Here is a 21,636-nt window from a genome sequence, read left to right on the forward strand (position 1 = left end):
GGGTCGGATTCTGAAAACGGCGACACGCGACGCGTGAATATCGGTCGATTGTGGCAACTGCGCACCGTGCTGGCAAGCCTTGCGGCCAACCTTGTGCACGGCGGGGCGCATTTTCGGCTGCTGCCGGTGTGTGGCTGGCCGTGCGCTATGTTGGCCACAGCGGGTGGCGGGTGCGCTTATCGAAGCAGCGCTGGCTGACTAGCTTTGTGCATCGTCATCCGGCCATTCGTCACAGCCTTTGATGACTTGCCGGATGGTATCCATGCCAAAGCCGCGGCTGGCCAGAAAACGCATCTGTTTGGCGCGCCCGGCGGCATCGCTGGCGGGTTGGCCGAATTTGCGCAGCCACTGGCTGCGTGCGGTGGCCAGGTCGTTGTGGCTGGACAGGGTCTGCTTGATGGTGTCGCTGTCTACGCCACGTTCGCGCATTTCCATGGCCACGCGGCGGCTGCCGTACTTGCGGCTGCGGCTGTCGGCAAACTGTTCGGCAAAGCGGGCGTCGCTTTGCCAGCGGCTGGCGGCCAGCTCGTCCAGCAGGGCGTCCACTTCTTCTGCGTTTTCTGCAAAAGGCGAAAGCCGCCGCTTCAGCTCCAGCCGCGTATATTCGCGGCGGGACAGAAGGTCGACGGCTCTTGCCTTCAGGCTTTTGCCCGGTTTTTCCATCAGGCGTCGAAGGTGTCGTCCAGCAGCTCTTCGTCTGCGTCCGGCTTGCCTTCGGTAATTTCTACCTTGATACCCACGGCTTCGCGGATTTTGCGCTCGATTTCCTGGGCAATGGCCGGGTTGGATTTCAGCCATTCGCGGGTGTTGTCCTTGCCCTGGCCGATTTTCTGGCCGTTGTAGGCGTACCAGGCGCCGGATTTGTCGATAAAGCCGTGCTCTACGCCCAGCTCGATGATTTCGCCCTCGCGGCTGATGCCTTCACCGTACAGGATGTCAAAGCCGGCTTGCTTGAACGGTGGCGATACCTTGTTTTTCACCACTTTCACGCGGGTTTCGTTACCGATGATTTCTTCGCCTTTCTTGATACCGCCAATGCGGCGGATATCCATACGTACCGAGGCGTAGAATTTCAGGGCGTTACCGCCAGTGGTGGTTTCCGGGCTGCCGAACATCACGCCGATCTTCATGCGGATCTGGTTGATGAACACCACCAGGGTGTTGGTGCGCTTGATGTTGCCGGTGAGTTTGCGCAGTGCCTGGCTCATCAGGCGGGCTTGCAAGCCCACGTGGCTGTCGCCCATTTCGCCTTCGATTTCGGCTTTGGGAACCAGGGCAGCTACCGAGTCCACAATGATGACATCCACGCCGCCGGAGCGTACCAGCATGTCGCAGATTTCCAGTGCCTGTTCACCGGTGTCCGGCTGCGAGATCAGCAGGTCTTCTACCGATACGCCCAGTTTTTGTGCGTATTGCGGGTCCAGCGCGTTTTCGGCATCGATATAGGCGCAGGTACCACCCAGTTTTTGTGCTTCGGCAACCACCTGCAGACACAGCGTGGTTTTACCGGACGATTCCGGGCCGTAGATTTCCACCACACGGCCACGCGGCAGGCCACCCACACCCAGTGCCAGGTCCAGGCCCAGCGAGCCGGTGCTGATGACTTGCAGGTTTTCGGTGATCTGGTTGTCGCTCATGCGCATGATCGAGCCTTTGCCGAACTGCTTTTCAATTTGCGCCAGCGCTGCACTCAGCGCCTTGCTTTTGTCTTCGGAACGCTCTGCCATGCTTGCTCCATTCATTCAACGGGGTGGATAACGATTCAGCTTTTGATTATGTACGTTTTCATCTGGCCTGCCAAATAAAAACGACAGGCAGCGATGCATGCGCGCCACAGCGCTGTGGCGGTGATGAATACAATCAGCGGATTATCGCACAAAAGGCGGCGCGACCAAGCCGGCGGGCGCGCCGCCAGGCTGTGATGCGGCAAAGCCTTTGGCTGGCGGGCAAGCTGTGACAGAATGGCAGCATGCTGAACGATCGCACTCAACATTTGCTCAAGGTGCTGGTAGAGCGTTATATCGCCGATGGCCAGCCTGTGGCGTCCAAAACCCTGGCCACGGTGTCGGGGCTGGAGCTGTCGTCGGCGTCCATCCGCAATATGCTGGCCGACCTGGAAGGGCTGGGGCTGATTGCCTCACCGCATACCTCGGCCGGGCGCGTGCCTACGCCGCGTGGCTACCGTCTGTTTGTCGACCGCCTGTTGACCGTGCAACAGCTGACCGAGCCTGCCGTGGCCGAGCTGCGGCATACGCTGCAGCCGGACAGCCCCAAACGGGTCGTGAAGGCAGCGTCGCAGCTGCTGGCCGAGCTGACGCAGTTTGCCGGCGTGGTGATGACGCCGCAGCGCGCCGATGCCGCGTTTCGCCAGGTGGAGTTTTTGCGCCTGTCCGAGCGGCGGGTGTTGCTGATTCTGGTGACGCTGGAAGGCGATGTGCAAAACCACCTGTTCAATACCGCACGCGACTACAGCGGCAGTGAGCTGATCGAAGCGGCCAACTTCCTGAACCAGCATTACGCAGGGCAAGCACTGGGTGGCGTGGCCAGCCGGGTAGGGGAGGAGCTGCAGCAGCTGCGTGGCGATATTTCCGAGCTGATGCAGCTGGCCATCCAGTTTGGCCAGCAAGCGCTGCACGGTGGTGACGACCTGGTGATTAGCGGGCAGGGCAAGCTGCTGAACGTGAGCGATTTTTCCGGCGACCTGAACCGCCTGCGCGAGCTGTTCGATACCTTCCAGCGCAAGACCGAGCTGTTGCAGCTGCTGGAGCAAAGCCGCCGCGCCCCCGGCGTGAACCTTTTCATCGGCGACGAGTCCGGCGTGGTAACGCTGGACGACTGCAGCGTGGTGATTGCCCCGTACCGGCTAAACGGCCAGGTCGTGGGTGCGCTGGGCGTGGTAGGCCCCACCCGCATGGCCTACGAGCGGGTGATCCCGATTGTGGACATCACCGCGCGGCTGGTATCGAGTGCGCTGAATTTCAACGATTGACCCCCTGTGTCGCAGTGTGTTGGCTGCGGCCAACCTTGGTATTCCCCATGACTCTCCTGAAAACCCTGCTAGCCGTGACCAGCCTGCTGGCAGCCGGTGTTGCCCATGCCGACGTGGCGCTGCTGATGCGCCCGGACGTGCAACGCTATATCGACGAACAAGTTGCCACCGGCGAGCTGAGCCGTGCCGAGCTGGAAAGCGTGTTTGCCAATGTGGAGCTCAAGCCGAACATCATCGCCATTATGGATAAACCGTCCACGGCGCGGCCGTGGTACCAGTTTCGCCCCAGCTTTTATAACGACAAGCTGATGCAGGAGGGCGTAGCGTTCTGGCAGCAGCATGAAAGCACCCTGCAGAAGGCGGCTGATACCTACAAGGTGCCGCCGGAAATCATCGTGGCCATTATTGGTATCGAAACGCGCTACGGCCGTAATACTGGCGGCTTCCGTCTGGCCGATGCGTTGTCCACGCTGGCATTCGACTACCCGCGCCGTGCCGACTTCTTCCGCGCCGAGCTGTCCGAGTTTTTCCGCTTGGCGCGCAGCGAAAACGTCAACGCACTCACCCTCAAAGGCAGCTACGCCGGTGCCATGGGCCTGCCGCAGTTCATGCCGTCCAGCCACCGCAAGTGGGCGGTGGATTTTGATGGCGATGGCCACCGTGATATCTGGAACAACCCTGTCGATGCTATCGGTAGTGTGGCCAACTACTTCCGCGAGCACGGCTGGCTGGGCGGGGACGACGTGGTGGTACCGGCCGAGCTGGTACCCGGCACCGTGCCGGATGCGCTGGTGGCGGATAAATTCAACCTGCACTACACCGTGGCCGAGCTGAAAGCCCGTGGCGTCATGCCACAAGCGCCGGTGCGCGACGACGCGCTGGCCGTACTGGTGCCGCTGGAAGTGGCGCCGGGCGACACGCGCTACTGGCTGGGTCTCAATAATTTTTACACCATTACCCGCTACAACAAGAGCACCCTATACGCCATGGTCACGCACGAGCTGGCACAGGAAATGCGCGCACGCTTTGTGCAGGCGCGCATGGCTGCGGGCGCAGGGCAATAAGGTGCCAGGCCGCCGGAGCCAGTATGGCCAGCTGTGTACCGAGCGGCTGGCGGTTGCGCTGAAATAGTCGCCATACCCGGCGAATCCCTTTAGAATTCCGCGCCATGACCTATCAAGTTCTCGCCCGAAAGTGGCGCCCCAAGCGCTTTGCCGACCTGGTTGGCCAGGAGCACGTGGTACGCGCCCTGTCCAATGCGCTGAAAGAATCCCGCCTGCACCACGCCTACCTGCTGACCGGTACCCGTGGCGTGGGCAAAACCACCATCGCGCGTATTCTGGCCAAGAGCCTGAACTGCGAAACCGGCACCACGGCCGAGCCGTGTGGCGTGTGCCAGGCGTGCACCCAGATCGACGCAGGCCGTTTTGTGGACCTGCTGGAGATCGACGCCGCCTCCAATACCGGTATCGACAACATCCGCGAAGTGCTGGAAAACGCCCAGTACACCCCCACCATGGGGCGCTATAAGGTCTACATCATCGATGAAGTGCACATGCTGTCCAAAAGTGCCTTCAACGCCATGCTCAAGACGCTGGAAGAGCCGCCAGCGCACGTGAAATTCATCCTGGCCACCACCGACCCGCAAAAAGTGCCGGTAACGGTGCTGAGCCGCTGCCTGCAGTTCAGCCTGCGCAACATGACACCGCAGCAGGTAGCCGGCCACCTGGCACACATGCTGGATGTGGAAGGCATTGCCTACGACACCCCGGCGCTGGCCTTGCTGGGCCGTGCCGCCGCCGGCTCCATGCGCGACGCGCAATCGCTGCTGGACCAGGCCATTGCTTATGGCTTGGGCGAAGTGAAAGAAGACGGCGTACGTGCCATGCTGGGTGCCGTGGACAAGCGCTACCTGTTTGCCCTGCTGGACGCCCTGGCCGAGGCTGACGGCCCCCGCCTGGTGGGTGAGGTGGAAGCGTTGGCCGCACGCGGCATCGGTTTTGACAGCGCCCTGGCAGAGCTGGCCAGCCTGCTGCACCAGCTCGCGCTGGCGCAAACCGTGCCGGCCGCCATTGCCAGCGACGAGCCCGAGCGCGACGCCATTTTTGCCCTGGCCCAGCGCCTGGCCGCCGAAGACGTACAGCTGTATTACCAGATCGCCCTGCACGGCCGCCGTGACCTGGCGCTGGCGCCAGACGAACACGCCGGTTTCAGCATGAGCATGCTGCGCATGCTGGCCTTTCACCCGGTAAACGGCGGTGAAAGCGCTGCCCGCCCGCTGCCGGTAGCCCGCCCGCCGGTGCCTGCGGCCAACCCTGGTGCCAGTAGCGCAGCCTTGCCTGCCGGCGTATCACCAGCACGTGCCGCCTTGGCGCAGCTGGGTGGCAAGCCAGCCGAGCGCAGCCCTGCGGCCGCCGAAAAACCGGCTGCGCCCGAGCCGGAGCCCGAGCCCGCACGGCCCGCCCCCGCGGCGCCAGCCCGCCAGGCCCCGCCGCCTGAGCCCGCGCCGTGGGAGGAGCAGCCTGCTGCCGTGGTACCGTCGCCAGCGCCTGCCACTGCCCGCTCGCCAGCCCCCGTGCACGTGGAGCAGGTGCCGGACGAGGCTGATGACGACGCCGAGCCCGAAGTGCTGGATACCGCCATCGACAGCGACGACGAGCTACCCGCCTACGCCATGATGATGGACGAAGACCCGGGCGAGCTGGTGAGCGACACGCCGGTATTCGATGGCGACTGGGCCAGCCTGATTGGCCGCCTGGGCAACAAGCTGGGCGCCGCCCGCATGCTGGCGCAAAACGCCGCGCTGAAACACTGGGATGGCAAAGTATTCGAGCTGGCGGTGCCGGAAGGCTTTCGCACTATGGCCACGCGCGATTATCAGGACAAGTTGAAAAGCGTTCTGGGCGAGTATCTCGGCCAGAGCATTGAACTGAGGGTGTCAGTAGAGACCCTCGATATGGAGACCCCCGCCATGCGCGACGCACGCTTCAAGCGTGAGCAGCTGGCTGGTGCGCGTCAACACATGGAAAACGACCCGGTCGTACAGCAGCTGGTGCAGGAAATGGGCGCCATGCTGCTCGCCGAGACAGTACAACCCGTACAGGAGTAGAAACAATGTTTGGTAAAGCCGGTATCGCAGGCCTGATGAAACAGGCGCAGCAAATGCAGGAAAACATGAAAAAGGCGCAAGAAGAACTGGCGCAAATCGACGTAGAAGGCCAGGCGGGTAACGGCCTGGTAAAAGTGGTGATGAGCTGCGCGCACGTTACCCGCCGTGTCATCATCAGCGACGATTTGCTGGCCGATGCCAAGGAAGACAAAGACATGCTGGAAGACCTGATCGCCGCTGCGTTTAACGACGCCAGCCGCAAGGCCGAAGCCACTTCGTCCGAGCGCATGTCCGGCTTTACTGCTGGCATGAACCTGCCGGCCGGCATGAAGCTGCCGTTCTGACCGCTTGATGACCTGAAAGGTTGGCCGCAGGCTGCTGCTTGCGGCCAACCTTTTTTACTGGAGCGCCCATGAAAAACCCGCCCTCGCTCGACCAGCTGATAGCGGCGCTGAAAGTCCTGCCCGGCGTCGGCCCCAAATCCGCGCAGCGCATGGCGTTTCACCTGCTGCAAAAAGACCGTGGCGGTGCCGACAAGCTGGCGCGGGCGCTGGATCACGCGCTGCTGAACCTGCGCCATTGCCAGCGCTGCCATACCTTTAGCGAAAGCCCGCTGTGCAATGTATGCGCCGACGCCGAGCGCCGGCAGGACCTGCTGTGCGTGGTGGAAATGCCGGCTGATCTGCTGATGCTGGAGCAGACGCGCTGCTACGACGGCCTGTACTTTGTGCTGATGGGGCGCCTGTCGCCCATGGACGGTATCGGCCCCAAGGATATCGACTTGGAAAAACTGATCGCCCGTGCCGTGGATGGCGTGGTGGAGGAGGTGATCATTGCCACCAACTTTACCGCCGAAGGTGAGGTCACCGCGCACCTGATCAGCGAGATGCTGCAGGCGCACGGCCTGCGCGTCAGCCGCATCGCCCGTGGCATGCCGGTGGGGGGCGAGCTGGAGAACGTCGACCCGGGCACGCTGGCCCAGGCCATGTACGAGCGGCGCAGTGTGAGCTAGGCGGCCAGTACCTGCTAGCAAAAAGCCTGCCCTGCGGGGTAATGCCAGTCAGTTAAGAGAGTATGCCTGGCCGTCAAGTAAAAGGGCGTGGGTGCGGCACCCCATCCCGTTGGCGCGAGCCGGTCAAAATGGTGCGCCCCAGGGTTGTGCTGAGCGAATCGAAGATTCGCACGCGCAAGACGCCGATTTGTTTGAGTCCCGAGCCGTTAGCGATCTGCGTGCAAATCTTTGATTTGCTCAGCGATGTGAGTTCGGCGGCGCCTGGGGCGTGCCATTTTGGACGGGGTTTCGAGCAGCCCCGGGTTGCGGGGTCTGCGTGCGAATCTTTGATTCGCTCAGCGATAGAAAAGGGGGCGGCAATCCGCCCCCTTTCCCGTCTTATTCCCTCGCGACGCTGCGCTTGCCTCGCTCGGTCACGGGCGGAACCGGCACTTAAACATCGTCCGCATCGCGGACACAAAAGCACGCCTGAACAAAGCAAACCCCTAGCCAAAAAAGACGCCAGTCAGCGTTAACTGACTGACATTAGCCCTGCGGGGCTGGTGATCAGCGCATCAGCGTGTGCAGCGTTTTTTCGTAGACGCAGGCCAGCGGCTCGATATCATCCACGCATACGCATTCGTTCAGCTTGTGAATGCTGGCGTTGATCGGGCCGAATTCCACCAGCTCGCGCGCGATGCGTTTGATGAAACGGCCGTCCGAGGTGCCGCCGGTGGTGTTCAGCTCTGGCGTTACGCCGCAGGTGTCAACGATCGCCTGGCTGATAGCGTCCGTGAGCGCGCCGGGTGCCGTGATGAACGGGTTGCCCGACAGCGCCCAGTGCAGCTCGTAGGCCAGCTGGTGTTTGTCCAGGATGGCGTGCAGGCGGTCTTTCAAGGTCTCTGCCGTGTTTTCGGTAGAAAAGCGGAAGTTGAACTTGATCTCGCAGCTGCCCGGAATCACGTTAGTGGCGCCGGTGCCGGCGTGGATATTCGATACTTGCCAGCTGGTGGGCGGGAAGTAGTCATTTCCGTGGTCCCATACCTCTGCGGCCAACTCGGCCAGTGCCGGGGCCGCCAGATGGATGGGGTTTTTGGCCAGGTGCGGGTAGGCGATATGGCCCTGGATGCCATGCACGATCAGGTGGCCGGACAGCGAGCCGCGGCGGCCGTTCTTGATGGTATCGCCGAACACTTGCGACGAGGTGGGCTCGCCCACAATGCAGTAGTCCAGTTGCTGGCCGCGTGCCGCCAGCTCGTCTACCACGCGCACGGTACCGTCGGCGGCCACGCCTTCTTCGTCCGAGGTAATCAGGAAGGCGAGGGTGCCGGCGTGGTCGGGGTTGGCCGCAATGAAGCGTTCGCTGGCGGTGATAAACGCGGCCAGCGAGGCTTTCATGTCGGCAGCGCCGCGGCCGAACAGGTGGCCGTTGCGGATAGTAGGCTCAAACGGGTGGCTGTCCCATTTGTCCAGCGGGCCGGTGGGCACCACGTCGGTATGGCCGGCAAAACACAGTACCGGTGCGCCGTGGCCGCGATGCGCCCAGAAGTTGCTTACATCACCAAACGGCATGCGTTCGATGGTGAAGCCCAGGTCTTCGAGGCGGGCAATCATCATGTCCTGGCAGCCTTCATCGCGCGGGGTGATGGAGTCCTGGCGGATCAGTGCCCGGGTGAGGTCGAGTGTGCTGCTCATAGGTTGAACTCCGTGGCGTAGTCGGCTTCTTTAAAGCCCACGCGCAGCTTGCCGGCATTATCCAGCACCGGGCGCTTGATGAGCGATGGTTTGGCCTGCAACAGGGCAATGGCGGTGTCAGGGTTGGCCGCCAGGGCTTTTTCTGCGTCGTCCAGCGCACGCCAGGTGGTACCGGCACGGTTGATCAGCTTGTCCAGGCCAATGCTGGCGATCCAGGTGCGCAGTGTGGCTTCGCCTATGCCTTGTTTTTTGAAGTCGTGAAAGGTGAAATCCAGCCCCTGCTGGGTGAGCCAGGTGCGGGCTTTCTTGACGGTATCGCAGTTGGGAATGCCGTAGAGGGTAATCATGGGTGGGGTCAGTGGTTCAGTGTAAAGCCGGAAAAAGTGGTGTTGTCGCCCTGCTTGCCGCTCGCATTGCTGTTGCTGTCGTGATTGACCAGCCAGAACAGGTTAGTGGGCGAGTCGGCGTTTTGCAGCGCTTCATCAAGCGAGATCAGGCCGTCTTTATAGAGGCGGAACAGTGACTGCTCGAAGGTTTGCGAGCCTTCGCTCATGCTGCTTTCGATGGCTTCCTTGATCTTGTCGATCTCGCCATTGCGGATCAGCTCCGATACGTGGGCGGTGTTGAACATGATCTCCATCGCCGGGCGACGCTTGCCGTCCACGGTTTGCACCAGGCGCTGCGACACCACGGCTTTTAGCGTGGCGGCCAGGTCCATCAGCAGGGCATTGCGGTTTTCCAGCGGGAAGAAGCTGATGATGCGGTTCAGCGTGTGGTAGCTGTTATTGCCGTGCAGGGTGGAGATGCACAAGTGGCCGGACTGGGCGTAGTTGATGGCGTAGGTCAGGGTTTCGGCGTCGCGTATTTCGCCGATCATCAGCACGTCGGGCGCTTCACGCATGGCGTTTTTCAGCGCATTTTCGTAGCTGTGGGTGTCTACGCCGATTTCGCGCTGGTTAATGATGGCGCGCTTGTGTTCGAAGATGAATTCCACCGGGTCTTCCACGGTGAGGATATGGCCTGCCTGCGTCTGGTTGCGGTATTCCAGCATGGCCGCCACGGTGGAGCTTTTGCCGGAGCCGGTGGAGCCCACGATAAAGATCAGGCCGCGGCGCTGACGGATCAGGTCTTTCAGCGAGTCGGGCAGGTTCAGGTTGTCCAGGCTGGGGACGGTGGGGGTGATGTAGCGTATTACCATGGCCACGTGCCCGCGCTGGCGGAAGATATTGACGCGGTAGTTGCCCAGGCCGTCGATCTGGCGGCCAAAGTTCATTTCCAGTTCCGCCTCAAAGCGGGCAATCTCGTCCTCGCTCATCAGGCTGTAGGCCAAGCGTTTGACGTTTTCTGCACTCAGGGCTTTGTCGTTTACCGGTACGGTTTGCCCGTCTATCTTGATCTGGGGTGGCGTGCCGCAGGAAAAAAACAGGTCGCTGGCCTTTTTGTCGGCCATGAGTTTGAAAAAAGGCAGCATCAGCATGGTGTGCAGTGTGCTTTCACAATAGGGTGTCAGGCCGCTAGTCTAGCGTGAAATACCCCTGTGTGCGCACGGGTGCGGGGCTGGCTGGCAATTTTGACCCTGTCAGGGTTGGCCGCATTGGCGGCGGGTGTGGTGGGAAGCAACGCCCGTAGATAGCCGCGGCGGCTGGCGCCGGTAACATGCAAAACGCCCCGCTGGTAAACCAGGCGGGGCGTTTTGTGGTGGCCGGGTGGTGTTATTGCTTGACCTCGGCATCGCGCAGGGCGCGGCGCAGGATCTTGCCTACGTTGGTTTTGGGCAGCTCCAGGCGGAACTCTACCGACTTGGGCACTTTGTAGCCGGTAAGGTTGGCACGGCAGTGGCTCAGTATGTCGGCCTCGGTCAGCGCCTGGTCTTTCTTCACCACAAACACCTTCACCACCTCGCCCGACTTGTCATCCGGCACGCCAATGCAGGCTACTTCCAGCACACCAGGGTGCAGGGCGACCACGTCTTCGATTTCGTTCGGGTACACGTTGAAGCCGGACACCAGAATCATGTCTTTCTTGCGGTCTACCAGCTTAACAAAGCCTTCCGGGGTCACGATGGCCATGTCGCCGGTAGCCAGAAAGCCCTGACTATCGATGACTTTGGCAGTTTCTTCCGGGCGGTTCCAGTAGCCCTTCATCACCTGCGGGCCGCGGATGCACAGCTCGCCCGACTCGCCCTGTGCTACTTCACGGCCTTCATTGTCGCGGATCTGGATGTCGGTGGACGGGATCGGTACGCCAATAGTGCCGTTGTACGCTTTCAGGTCCAGCGGGTTGATGCACGCCGCCGGGCTGGTTTCGGTCAGGCCGTAAGCTTCGATCAGCGGGGTGCCGGTGATGTCTTTCCATTTGTCGGCCACGGCTTTTTGTACTGCCATGCCACCGCCCAGTGCCAGGCGCCAGGTGGAGAAGTCCACGGTTTTGAAGTCCGGGTTATTCAGCAGGGCGTTAAACAGCGTGTTGACACCGGTGATGGCCGTGACCTTGTACTTTTTCAGTTCTTTGACAAAGCCCGGAATGTCGCGCGGGTTGGTAATCAGCACGCTCATGGCGCCCAGCTCGGTAAAGACCATCAGGTTCGCAGTCAGCGAGAAGATGTGGTACAGCGGCAGGGCGGTAACGATGATTTCCTGGCCTTCACGTACCGAGTGTTTTACCCACTCGCCAGCTTGCAGCATGTTGGCAATGATGTTGGCGTTGGTCAGCATGGCGCCTTTGGACACGCCGGTGGTGCCGCCGGTGTATTGCAGGAAGGCGATATCGTCGTGGCTGATGTCTACCTTGCGCATCGGCTGGCGGGCGCCTGCAGCCAGGGCATCGTTAAAACTGGTGTGCTTGGCAATATGCCAAGGCGGCACCATCTTTTTCACCTTGCGCACCACGAAATTGACAATCAGGCGCTTGGGGAAGCCCAGCATGTCACCAATACTGGCAATCACCACGTTTTTAACGGGTGTTCTTGGCAGTACCTGCTCCAGTACATTGGCAAAGTTCTCCAGAATCACGATGGTGTCGGCGCCGGAGTCCTTCAGCTGGTGTTCCAGCTCGCGCGGGGTGTACAGCGGGTTGACGTTTACCACCGTGCAGCCGGCGCGCAGGGTGCCAAAGACCGCTACCGGGTATTGCAGCAGGTTGGGCATCATGATGGCGACGCGGCTGCCTTTGGCCAGGCCCAGCGTGTTCTGCAGGTAGGAGGCAAAGTTGGCTGACAGTTGGTCGAGCTCGCCATAGCTCAGGATCTTGTCCATGCAGGCCAGTGCCGGGCGGTCGCGGAACTTGACCGCGCTACGTTCGAATACCTCGGACACCGACTTGAATTCGTTGATGTCAATCTCTGCGGCAACACCTGCCTGGTAATTCTTCAGCCAGATTTTTTCCATGGCACTAGTCTTCTCCATCGTGTTGGATTTGCCGCCACCTCTTGTCGTTTGCGGGTGGCGTCTGTGGGGATCTGCTTGCTGCAGACTCAAATATAGATTGTTTTGGCAAACGTTCGTTTCGGAACGCAGGGCAACTGTACCGTATGTCTCATCTGGTGCAAAGCATGTGCTTGGTTTGCGGCCTGAGACCTCAGTTTTCTTTTGTCGCAGAGTGGTTTATAATCGCGGCATTTTAGGGATGGGCGGTTCTTCGCCCATTTTTCTTTTCTGGAATTGGATGCCCATGGATGTACGTTTGCTGCTCGAGAACACGCTGCCCGGTTTGGGGTATGAGCTTGTAGATTTTGAAATGACCCCGGGGGGTGGTTTCCGCGTGTTTATGGATAAACCGGGCGGCATTACCGTAGAAGATTGCGTCAGCGTGAGTAATCACCTGACGCGTCTGTTCATGGTCGAAAATGTTGACTACGAGCGTCTGGAAGTTTCCTCGCCCGGCCTGGATCGTCCGCTGAAGAAAGAAGCGGACTATGTGCGTTTCACCGGCAGTCTTGCCAAGATTCGTACCCGCCTGCCTATCGAACAGCAGAAGCGTTTTCAGGGTCGTATCGCTGGCATCGCCGATGGCGTTGTCAGCCTGGTGGTGGAAGATGGTCGCACCGTGGCCATTCCCCTGGCGAATATCGATAAAGCACGGCTGGAGCCGGAGTTTTAATTCGCAGGACGTTGGCCGCGAACAAGAATACGGAATTTGGAGGATTGCATGAGTCGCGAGATTTTGCTGTTGGTTGATGCTCTGGCAAGCGAGAAAAACGTTAGCCGCGAGGTGGTTTTTTCCGCGCTGGAGCTGGCACTGGCTTCTGCCACCAAAAAGAAGTTTAACGAAGATGAGCTGGATGTCCGCGTAGAGATCGACCGTCACAATGGTCAGTATCAGACTTTCCGCCGCTGGACTGTTGTGGATGCCGAAGCGCTGGAATACGAAGACCGCGAGCTGAGCCTGGAAGAGGCTCGAGAGCGCGACCCGCGCGCCGAGCTGGGTGGCGTGATCGAAGAGTCGATGGAAGCCGTCGAATTCGGCCGTATTGGCGCCCAGGCTGCCAAACAAGTCATCTTGCAGAAAATTCGCGATGCCGAGCGCGAGCAGGTGCTGAACGAGTTCCTGCAGCGCCGTGAAAGCCTGATCACCGGTACCATCAAACGCATCGAGCGTGGCAATGCCATTGTGGAATGCGGCAAGCTGGAAGCCGTCCTGCCGCGCGACCAGATGATTCCGAAGGAAAACCTGCGCGTGGGTGACCGCGTCAAGGCTTACCTGATGCGCATCGACCGCCTGGGTCGTGGCCCGCAGCTGGTGCTGTCGCGTACCTCGCGCGAGTTCCTGGTGAAGCTGTTCGAGCTGGAAGTGCCGGAAATCGAAGAAGGCATGCTGGAAATCAAGGAAGCAGCCCGTGACCCGGGTATGCGCGCCAAGATGGCCGTGAAGTCCAACGATCCGCGTCTGGACCCGCAAGGTACCTGCATCGGCATGCGCGGTTCCCGCGTTCAGGCTGTTACCCAGGAACTGGCCGGCGAGCGTATCGATATCGTGCTGTGGGCACCAGAGCCGGCACAGTTCGTGATCAACGCGCTGTCCCCGGCAGAAGTGAACCGCATCATGGTGGACGAAGACAGCCACACCATGGATGTGGTGGTAGAGGAAGAACAGCTGGCCCTGGCGATCGGCCGTGGCGGCCAGAACGTGAAGCTCGCTGCCGAGCTGACCGGCTGGAACCTGAACATCCTGACCGTGACCGAAGCGGAAGAAAAACACCTGGAAGAAGATGCCAAGCTGCGCGAGCACTTCATCCGTCATCTTGGTGTGGACGAAGAAATGGCTGCCCTGCTGGTGCAGGAAGGCTTTGCAACACTGGAAGAAGTGGCCTATGTGCCAATTTCCGAAATGCTGGAAATCGATGGTTTCGATGATGCGCTGGTAAACGAGCTGCGTAGCCGTGCGCGTGATGCCATCCTGACCCTGGCAATTGCTTCGGAAGAAAAAGTGGAAGAAGTGGCCGACGAGCTCAAGGATCTGGAAGGACTGGATGCCGAGCTGGTACGCAAACTGGCCGAAAACGGCGTGACCACCCGTGACGACCTGGCCGATCTCGCCGTTGACGATCTGGTCGACATGACAGGCATGGATGCCGATGCGGCGCGCGCGCTCATCATGAAAGCCCGCGAACACTGGTTCAACTGAGCCAGCCCCGCAAACGGATCGATTGCTAGAAGGAATTAGGAATACGCATGGTTTTAACGAATGTAAAGCAGTTTGCGAGTGAGCTGAACTTGTCCCCGGAACGTCTTCTGGAACAGTTGAAAAACGCAGGTGTAGGCAAGCGTGGTTTTGATGACACGCTGACCGAGCAGGATAAAAAGCAGTTGCTGGACTTTCTGAAAACGTCGCATGGCGCACGTGACGAAGGCAAAGTAACCCTGACCCGTAAGCAAACCAGCGAGATCCACACTGCCGCAGGCAGCACTGTCAAAGTGGAAACCCGCAAGAAGCGTACTTTTGTGCGTCCGGAAGACCAGCCTGCTGCTGCAGCCCCTGCTGTGGAAGCCCCCAAGGCTGCAGAGCCGGTCGCTGAAGTGGCACCACAGGTTGCCGCCCCGGTAGCCGAAGTTGCCAAGCCGGAAGCTGCCCCAGTGGCCGCCAAGCCAGCCCAGCCCAAGGTTGAAGAAAAGAAAGTGGAAGAGAAAAAGGCAGAAGCCAAGCCAGCCGCCAAGCCGGTAGCCGAAGCTGCCGCCCCTGTCGCCCCGGTGAAGCAGCCTACGCTGACGCGCCCGGCGCCGACTTCCATCTTGAGCCAGGAAGAAATGGATGCCCGCGCTGCAGAAGAGCGCCGCCAGGCAGAATTCCGTGCTCGCCAGCAAGCGCTGCTGCGTGAAAAGCAGGAGCGTGAAGCTCGCCGTCTGGCTGCCAAAGCCGAAGCTGCTGCCCCTGCCAAGCCGGTGGTAGAAGCCAAGCCAGAGCCGAAAGCAGAAGAACTGCCACGTTCGGCCAAGCCTACCCAGCCGCGCATGCAGCCAGCTGCCGCCGGCCAACGTACCGATGCACCGCGTGGCGATCGCCCGGCAGGCCAGGGCCAACGCCCGGCCGGTCAAGGTCAACGCCCGGGTCAAGCTGGCCAGGCGCGTCCGGCAGGCCAGGGTGCTCGCCCTGCTGCTGGCGGTGCCGCACCCGCTCGCGGCCCGGCTGCCGCAACCACGGCACCTGCACCCGCTGGCGATGCGCGTCCAGGCGACAAGCGTGGCCCGGCCAAGAAGGGTGGCAGCAAAGACTGGAATGACGGTAAGAAAGGCAAAGGCCTGAAAACCCGTGGTGGCGATACCAGCAACGACTGGAAATCGCGCAAGTCCGGCGGCAAGCACAAGAACAGCAATAACCAGCACGCCTTCCAGGCACCAACCGAGCCTATCGTGCACGAAGTATTGGTGCCGGAAACCATCACCGTAGGTGATCTGGCTCACCGTATGGCCGTGAAAGCCGCCGAGGTGATCAAGGTACTGATGAAGATGGGCATGATGGTGACCATCAACCAAGTGCTGGACCAGGAAACCGCGCTGATTATCGTGGAAGAAATGGGCCACGTGGGTAAAGCTGCCCAGGCGGATGATCCGGAAGCCTACCTGGCCGACGGCGAAACCATCGAAGTCGCCGAGCAGATTTCCCGTCCGCCGGTGGTAACCGTGATGGGTCACGTGGACCACGGTAAGACCTCGCTGCTGGATTACATCCGTCGCGCCAAGGTAGCAGCCGGCGAAGCGGGTGGCATTACCCAGCATATCGGTGCCTACCACGTAGAAACCGACCGCGGCATGATCACCTTCCTGGATACCCCGGGTCACGAAGCGTTTACCGCCATGCGTGCCCGTGGTGCCAAGGCCACCGATATCGTGGTGCTGGTAGTGGCTGCTGACGACGGCGTCATGCCGCAAACCATCGAAGCGATTCACCACGCCAAAGCGGCCGGTGTACCTATCGTGGTGGCAGTGAACAAGATCGATAAACAAGGCGCCAACGCCGAGCGTATCCGCCAGGAACTGGTTGCCCATGAAGTGGTGCCGGAAGACTGGGGTGGTGATACCCAGTTCATCGAAGTGTCCGCCAAAATGGGCCTGAACATTGATGCGCTGCTGGAAGCCATCCTGCTGCAAGCCGAAGTGCTGGAACTGACCGCTGCCGTCGATGCGCCTGCCAAGGGCATTATCGTGGAAGCACGTCTGGACAAAGGCCGTGGTCCGGTAGCGACCCTGCTGGTACAGTCCGGTACCCTGAAGAAGGGCGACATCGTGCTGGCTGGTACCGCCTTTGGCCGCGTGCGTGCCATGGTGGACGAAAACGGCAAGCCGATCGACGAAGCCGGCCCGGCTATCCCGGTAGAAATCCTGGGTCTGTCCGATGTGCCGTCTGCCGGTGAAGACGCCATGGTGCTGGCCGACGAGAAGAAGGCGCGTGAAATCGCCCTGTTCCGTGCGGGCAAGTTCCGTGATGTGCGCCTGGCCAAGCAGCAAGCAGCCAAGCTGGAAAACATGTTTGCCCAGATGTCCGAAGGCGAAGTGCAGAACCTGCCTATCATTATCAAGGCAGACGTACAGGGTTCGTACGAAGCGCTGGCTGGCAGCCTGCAAAAGCTGTCTACCGAAGAAGTGCGCGTCAACATCCTGCACTCCGGTGTGGGTGGCATTTCCGAGTCCGACATCAACCTGGCGATTGCGTCCAAGGCCATCGTGGTGGGCTTCAACGCCCGTGCCGATGCTGCCGCCCGCAAGCTGGCCGAGAGCGAAGGCGTGGAAATCCGTTACTACAACATCATTTACGATGTGGTAGACGACGTGAAAGCCGCCATGTCCGGCATGCTGGCACCTGAGAAGAAAGAGCAGATCATTGGTACCGTGGAAATCCGTCAGGTGATCTCCGTGTCCAAGGTTGGCAATATCGCAGGTTGCATGGTGACCGATGGCATCATCAAGCGTGCTGCAAGCATCCGCCTGATCCGTCACAACGTGGTGGTTCACACCGGCGAGCTGGACTCCCTGAAGCGCTTCAAGGACGACGTGAAAGAAGTGAAGCAAGGCTACGAATGCGGCCTGATGCTGAAGAACTTCAACGATATCCAGGAAGGCGACCAGCTGGAAGTGTTCGAGATCGTGGAAGTCGCACGTTCTCTGTAATGCAGTGATATAGAGGCGGGTGCCAGGTTGGCCGCATGGCCGGCGGGCACTCGCCTTTTCTTGTTTCAGCCACCACAACCATCGCCATGCATCGCGATGCGCCGGCTAGCCGGCAGTCCGGATGCCGTGGTGTGTCGGGTGGCCAGGAGTATCAGACCATGGCTAAAGCCAAAAAAGGTTTTTCCCGCTCGGACCGTATCGCCGAGCAGATCCAGCGCGAGCTGGCCGAGCTGATCCGCAAGGGCCTGAAAGACCCGCGCGTGGGTTGGGTCACTATCACGGCCGTAGACGTTACCCGTGACTACTCGCACGCCAAGGTGTTCTACACCGTGATGGACGAGAACAAACGCGAGATCACCCAGGAAGCGCTGGAAAGCGCCGCCGGTTACCTGCGCAACGGTATTGGCCGCGTGCTGCAGATCTTTACCACCCCGCAGCTGCACTTTGTCTACGACGACTCCATCGAGCGCGGTGTGTACATGAGCCGCCTGATTGACGAAGTGAATGGCAATGCCACCACCGTCGAACACGACGATGCGGCCAACCTTGACGCCGAAGACGGCGACGAGGGCGAAGCGGGTAGCGATAAAGCATGAGTGCACCGCGTCGCGTAAAGCTGCCGATCAATGGCGTTTTGCTGCTGGACAAGCCTTATCTGCTCAGTAGCAACACCGCCCTGCAGCGCGCGCGCTGGTTGTACAGTGCGGCCAAGGGCGGCCATACCGGTGTGCTGGACCCGCTGGCCACCGGCTTGCTGCCGCTGTGCTTTGGTGAGGCCACCAAGTTTTCCTCGTATCTGCTGGATGCCGACAAGGGTTACCGCGCTACGGTAAAGTTTGGCGAAGTCACCACCACCGGCGATATCGAGGGCGAAGTGGTACTGCAGCGCCCGGTAGCGTTTACGCTGCCGCAGTTGCAGGCCGCCATCGCCGCGCATACCGGGCCCATCAGCCAGGTGCCGCCCATGTATTCGGCGCTGAAGCATCAGGGCAAGGCGCTGTACGAGTACGCGCGAGAGGGTATCGAGATCAAGCGCGAGGCGCGCGATGTCACCATTCATCGTATCGATTTGATCTCGTTCGACGGCACGACCGCCGTGATCGACGTGCTGTGCAGCAAAGGCACCTATATCCGCACGCTGGGGCAGGACATTGGCGAGATGCTGGGCTGCGGTGCGCACCTTACCGGCCTGCGCCGCACCACGACGGGTGGTTTCCTGCTGGAAAACGCCATCACGCTTGAGCAGCTGGAAGCCACGCCCGCCGAAGCGCGCGGCCAACTTTTGCTGCCGATAGACGTGCTGGTGGCGCATTTTGACGAGCAGACCCTGCCTGCGCGCGACGCCGAGCGTTTTTGTCACGGCCAGGCCGTGCGTGCGCCGGAAAAATGTGAGACAATGCGCCGTTTTCGCGTATACCGCGAGGCAACGCGAGAATTTCTCGGGCTGGCCGAGGCAAGAGACGACAGTCTGTTGCACCCGGTCCGGGTAACGGCTGCTCCGGCAGCCGCTGTGTGAAGTGTAGGTGGGTTCCGGCTCGCCGCACTTGTCGGGCTTTACCGCCCTAAACCGATATTGGAGTAATTCCTCATGGCAATGAACGCCGAAAAAAAAGCAGTCATCGTTAAAGATTTCCAGCGTAAAGAAAACGACACCGGTTCCACCGAAGTTCAAGTGGCTCTGCTGACCGCTCGTATCAATGACCTGACTCCGCACTTCAAAGCCAACACCAAGGATCACCACAGCCGTCGTGGCCTGCTGAAACTGGTGAGCCGTCGTCGTCGTCTGCTTGACTACCTCAAGCGTACCGATGCTGAAGGCTACCGCGCTCTGATCGCTCGTCTGGGTCTGCGCAAGTAATCGGTTTGAATTCGAAAAAGTCGCAGCCCGTCTGCGACTTTTTCGTTTCTGCAGTAGCAGTATCTGTAAGTTATTGAGTCAACGGGGGGAGCCTCTATAAATCTGCATCATGCTGGTGCCGATTCGTAGGGGTTCCCGTTGCATAAAGTACCTAATGAAGGGCACCTCAAGTGTTTAACAAAATTACCAAGTCGTTCCAGTACGGCAAACATACCGTTACCCTGGAAACCGGCGAAGTAGCGCGCCAGGCCTCCGGCGCGGTACTGGTGTCGGTAGAAGATACCGTGGTTCTGGTTTCTGTTGTGGGCTCCAAAAACGTGAAGCCGGGCCAGGATTTCTTCCCGCTGACCGTAGATTACCTGGAGCGTACTTACGCTGCCGGCAAGATCCCTGGCGGTTTCTTCAAGCGTGAAGGCAAACAGTCCGAGAAAGAAATCCTGACCAGCCGCCTGATCGATCGCCCGATTCGCCCGCTGTTCCCGGAAGGCTTCTACCACGACGTACAAATCGTGGCCACTGTGATGTCGCTGAACCCGGAAGTGGATTCCGACATCCCTGCCATGATCGGTGCCTCCGCTGCCCTGGCCATCTCCGGCCTGCCGTTCAACGGCCCGATCGGTGCCGTGCGCGTAGGTTACGCCAATGGCGAGTACATCCTGAACCCGACCAAAACCGAGCTGCTGACCTCGGAAATGGATCTGGTTGTCGCCGGTACCGAGCGTGCCGTGCTGATGGTTGAGTCCGAAGCCAAAGAACTGTCCGAAGCCGTGATGCTGGGTGCCGTGGTATTTGGCCACGACCAGATGCAGGCTGCCATTACCGCCATTAACGAGTTCGCTGACGAAGTGAACCCGGTAATGTGGGACTGGGAAGCCCCGGCCAAGAACGAAGCACTGATCGCCCAGATCCGTGACATTTCCGGCGAAGCCATTGCCAACGCTTTCCGCATCCGCCAGAAAGGCGCCCGCTCCGAAGCGCTGAACGCTGCCTGGGCTGCCGTGAAGGCCGCACTGATCACCGAAGACACCGACACCCTGGTGGCTAACGAGATCAAAGGCATCTTCAAATCGCTGGAAGCCGAAATCGTCCGTGGCCAGATCCTGTCTGGCGAGCCGCGCATCGACGGCCGCGACACCCGCACTGTACGCCCGATCGCCATCCGTACCGGCGTGCTGCCACGTGTACACGGCTCCTCGCTGTTCACCCGTGGTGAAACCCAGGCGATCGTGACCACCACCCTGGGCACCAAGCAAGACGAGCAGATCATCGACGCGCTGGCCGGCGAATACACCGACCGCTTCATGCTGCACTACAACTTCCCGCCGTACTCCACCGGTGAAGCTGGCCGCATGGGCCCGCCAAAACGCCGCGAAATCGGCCACGGCCGCCTGGCCAAGCGTGCACTGGCACAAGTGCTGCCGTCCGAAACCGAGTTCGGCTACACCATGCGTGTGGTGTCCGAAATCACCGAATCCAACGGCTCTTCGTCGATGGCTTCCGTGTGCGGTGGCTGCCTGGCACTGCTGTCCGCCGGTGTACCGCTGAAAGCCCACGTTGCCGGTATCGCCATGGGCCTGATTCTGGAAGGCAACCGCTTTGCCGTGCTGACCGATATCCTGGGTGACGAAGATCACCTGGGCGATATGGACTTCAAGGTAGCCGGTACCGCTGCTGGCGTGACTGCCCTGCAGATGGATATCAAGATCCAGGGCATCACCAAGGAAATCATGCAGATCGCGCTGGAACAAGCCAAAGACGGTCGCCTGCATATCCTGGGTCACATGAAAGAAGCCATCGAAGGCCCGCAAGAGCTGTCCACCCACGCGCCGCGTCTGTACGTGATGAAGATCAACCCGGAGAAAATCCGCGAAGTGATCGGTAAAGGTGGTGAAACCATCCGCGCCATCACCAAAGATACCGGCTGCGAGATCAACATCGAAGAAGACGGCACCATCACCATCGCCTCCGTGTCCAACGAAGGCGCTGAAGCTGCCAAGAAGCGTATCGAAGAAATCACCGCTGAAGTTGAAGTAGGCAAAGTCTACGAAGGCCCGGTAGTGAAGATTCTGGACAACAACGTGGGCGCCATCGTGTCCATCATGCCGGGCAAAGATGGTCTGGTACACATTTCGCAGATCGCTCACGAGCGCATCAAGAACGTGTCCGACTACCTGAAAGAAGGCCAGATCGTGAAAGTAAAAGCCATTGAGATGGACGACCGCGGCCGCGTTCGTCTGTCCATCAAGGCTTTGCTGGACAATCCTGCAGCCCCGGCTGCTCAAGGTGACTTCGGTCTGAAATCCGGCGCCTAAGCCAGATAGCCCTGTTACCACAGGGTAGACAAACCGCCTGTCAGCGTAAGCTGGCAGGCGGTTTTGCTTTGTGGCAAGGGCA

18 protein-coding genes are annotated in these 21,636 nt (G+C 60.3%); 12 read left to right on the forward strand and 6 right to left on the reverse strand.

What is annotated here, in order from left to right:
• Positions 1 to 198 precede the first annotated feature (198 nt).
• Together recX and recA are read right to left on the reverse strand one after the other, a co-directional pair.
• Positions 199 to 663, reverse strand: coding sequence for a recombination regulator RecX (recX, locus tag ACZ9XP_RS03510; RefSeq protein ID WP_147684540.1), 465 nt, complete (start codon positions 661 to 663; stop codon positions 199 to 201).
• Positions 663 to 1,727 carry a recombinase RecA gene (gene recA / locus ACZ9XP_RS03515; RefSeq protein WP_147684542.1) on the reverse strand — a complete coding sequence of 355 codons (1,065 nt, stop codon included), beginning with the start codon at positions 1,725 to 1,727 and terminating at the stop codon, positions 663 to 665. Before recA ends, recX begins: the two co-directional genes overlap by 1 nt.
• A gap of 242 nt (positions 1,728 to 1,969) precedes the next feature.
• Between recA and hrcA the strand changes: the two genes are divergently transcribed.
• The 5 genes from hrcA (at position 1,970) to recR (ending at position 7,110) form a co-directional block, all read left to right on the forward strand.
• Positions 1,970 to 2,989, forward strand: coding sequence for a heat-inducible transcriptional repressor HrcA (gene hrcA, locus ACZ9XP_RS03520; RefSeq protein WP_147684547.1), 1,020 nt, complete (start codon positions 1,970 to 1,972; stop codon positions 2,987 to 2,989).
• 47 nt (positions 2,990 to 3,036) lie between these two features.
• Positions 3,037 to 4,053 (forward strand): lytic murein transglycosylase B, encoded by a 1,017-nt coding sequence (gene mltB / locus ACZ9XP_RS03525; RefSeq protein WP_147684549.1) that lies wholly within the window; start codon positions 3,037 to 3,039, stop codon positions 4,051 to 4,053.
• A 104-nt stretch (positions 4,054 to 4,157) separates the two neighbouring features.
• Positions 4,158 to 6,098 (forward strand): DNA polymerase III subunit gamma/tau, encoded by a 1,941-nt coding sequence (dnaX, locus tag ACZ9XP_RS03530; protein WP_147684551.1) that lies wholly within the window; start codon positions 4,158 to 4,160, stop codon positions 6,096 to 6,098.
• Between the two features lie 5 nt (positions 6,099 to 6,103).
• On the forward strand, positions 6,104 to 6,442 hold the full coding sequence (locus tag ACZ9XP_RS03535) for a YbaB/EbfC family nucleoid-associated protein (protein ID WP_147684554.1): 339 nt from the start codon (positions 6,104 to 6,106) through the stop codon (positions 6,440 to 6,442).
• 68 nt (positions 6,443 to 6,510) lie between these two features.
• A complete protein-coding gene (recR, locus tag ACZ9XP_RS03540; protein ID WP_017510014.1) occupies positions 6,511 to 7,110 on the forward strand; it encodes a recombination mediator RecR in 600 nt (199 codons plus the stop codon).
• A 546-nt stretch (positions 7,111 to 7,656) separates the two neighbouring features.
• Here the strand turns inward: recR and dapE are convergent.
• The 4 genes from dapE to ACZ9XP_RS03560 all read right to left on the reverse strand — a co-directional run bounded on the left by dapE (position 7,657) and on the right by ACZ9XP_RS03560 (position 12,170).
• On the reverse strand, positions 7,657 to 8,784 hold the full coding sequence (gene dapE, locus ACZ9XP_RS03545; protein WP_147684556.1) for a succinyl-diaminopimelate desuccinylase: 1,128 nt from the start codon (positions 8,782 to 8,784) through the stop codon (positions 7,657 to 7,659).
• The gene (locus tag ACZ9XP_RS03550) at positions 8,781 to 9,131 is read right to left on the reverse strand and encodes an arsenate reductase (RefSeq protein ID WP_147684559.1); all 351 of its coding nucleotides are present in this window, start codon (positions 9,129 to 9,131) and stop codon (positions 8,781 to 8,783) included. Before ACZ9XP_RS03550 ends, dapE begins: the two co-directional genes overlap by 4 nt.
• An 8-nt stretch (positions 9,132 to 9,139) precedes the next feature.
• A complete protein-coding gene (locus tag ACZ9XP_RS03555) occupies positions 9,140 to 10,261 on the reverse strand; it encodes a PilT/PilU family type 4a pilus ATPase (protein ID WP_147684561.1) in 1,122 nt (373 codons plus the stop codon).
• A 235-nt stretch (positions 10,262 to 10,496) separates the two neighbouring features.
• A complete protein-coding gene (locus tag ACZ9XP_RS03560) occupies positions 10,497 to 12,170 on the reverse strand; it encodes a long-chain-fatty-acid--CoA ligase (protein WP_147684563.1) in 1,674 nt (557 codons plus the stop codon).
• Positions 12,171 to 12,453: 283 nt separating this feature from the next.
• Between ACZ9XP_RS03560 and rimP the strand changes: the two genes are divergently transcribed.
• The 7 genes from rimP to pnp all read left to right on the forward strand — a co-directional run bounded on the left by rimP (position 12,454) and on the right by pnp (position 21,554).
• Positions 12,454 to 12,882, forward strand: coding sequence for a ribosome maturation factor RimP (gene rimP / locus ACZ9XP_RS03565; protein WP_147684565.1), 429 nt, complete (start codon positions 12,454 to 12,456; stop codon positions 12,880 to 12,882).
• A 48-nt stretch (positions 12,883 to 12,930) separates the two neighbouring features.
• The gene (nusA, locus tag ACZ9XP_RS03570) at positions 12,931 to 14,406 is read left to right on the forward strand and encodes a transcription termination factor NusA (RefSeq protein WP_147684567.1); all 1,476 of its coding nucleotides are present in this window, start codon (positions 12,931 to 12,933) and stop codon (positions 14,404 to 14,406) included.
• A gap of 47 nt (positions 14,407 to 14,453) precedes the next feature.
• On the forward strand, positions 14,454 to 17,384 hold the full coding sequence (gene infB, locus ACZ9XP_RS03575) for a translation initiation factor IF-2 (RefSeq protein WP_147684569.1): 2,931 nt from the start codon (positions 14,454 to 14,456) through the stop codon (positions 17,382 to 17,384).
• Between the two features lie 158 nt (positions 17,385 to 17,542).
• A complete protein-coding gene (gene rbfA, locus ACZ9XP_RS03580; RefSeq protein ID WP_147684571.1) occupies positions 17,543 to 17,980 on the forward strand; it encodes a 30S ribosome-binding factor RbfA in 438 nt (145 codons plus the stop codon).
• A complete protein-coding gene (gene truB / locus ACZ9XP_RS03585; protein ID WP_147684574.1) occupies positions 17,977 to 18,900 on the forward strand; it encodes a tRNA pseudouridine(55) synthase TruB in 924 nt (307 codons plus the stop codon). The genes rbfA and truB overlap by 4 nt, the downstream gene beginning before the upstream one ends.
• A 72-nt stretch (positions 18,901 to 18,972) precedes the next feature.
• The gene (gene rpsO / locus ACZ9XP_RS03590; protein ID WP_144373089.1) at positions 18,973 to 19,242 is read left to right on the forward strand and encodes a 30S ribosomal protein S15; all 270 of its coding nucleotides are present in this window, start codon (positions 18,973 to 18,975) and stop codon (positions 19,240 to 19,242) included.
• Between the two features lie 170 nt (positions 19,243 to 19,412).
• On the forward strand, positions 19,413 to 21,554 hold the full coding sequence (pnp, locus tag ACZ9XP_RS03595) for a polyribonucleotide nucleotidyltransferase (protein ID WP_147684576.1): 2,142 nt from the start codon (positions 19,413 to 19,415) through the stop codon (positions 21,552 to 21,554).
• Positions 21,555 to 21,636: the final 82 nt, after the last annotated feature.

The sequence above is a fragment of the Vogesella perlucida genome (genome assembly GCF_979366545.1).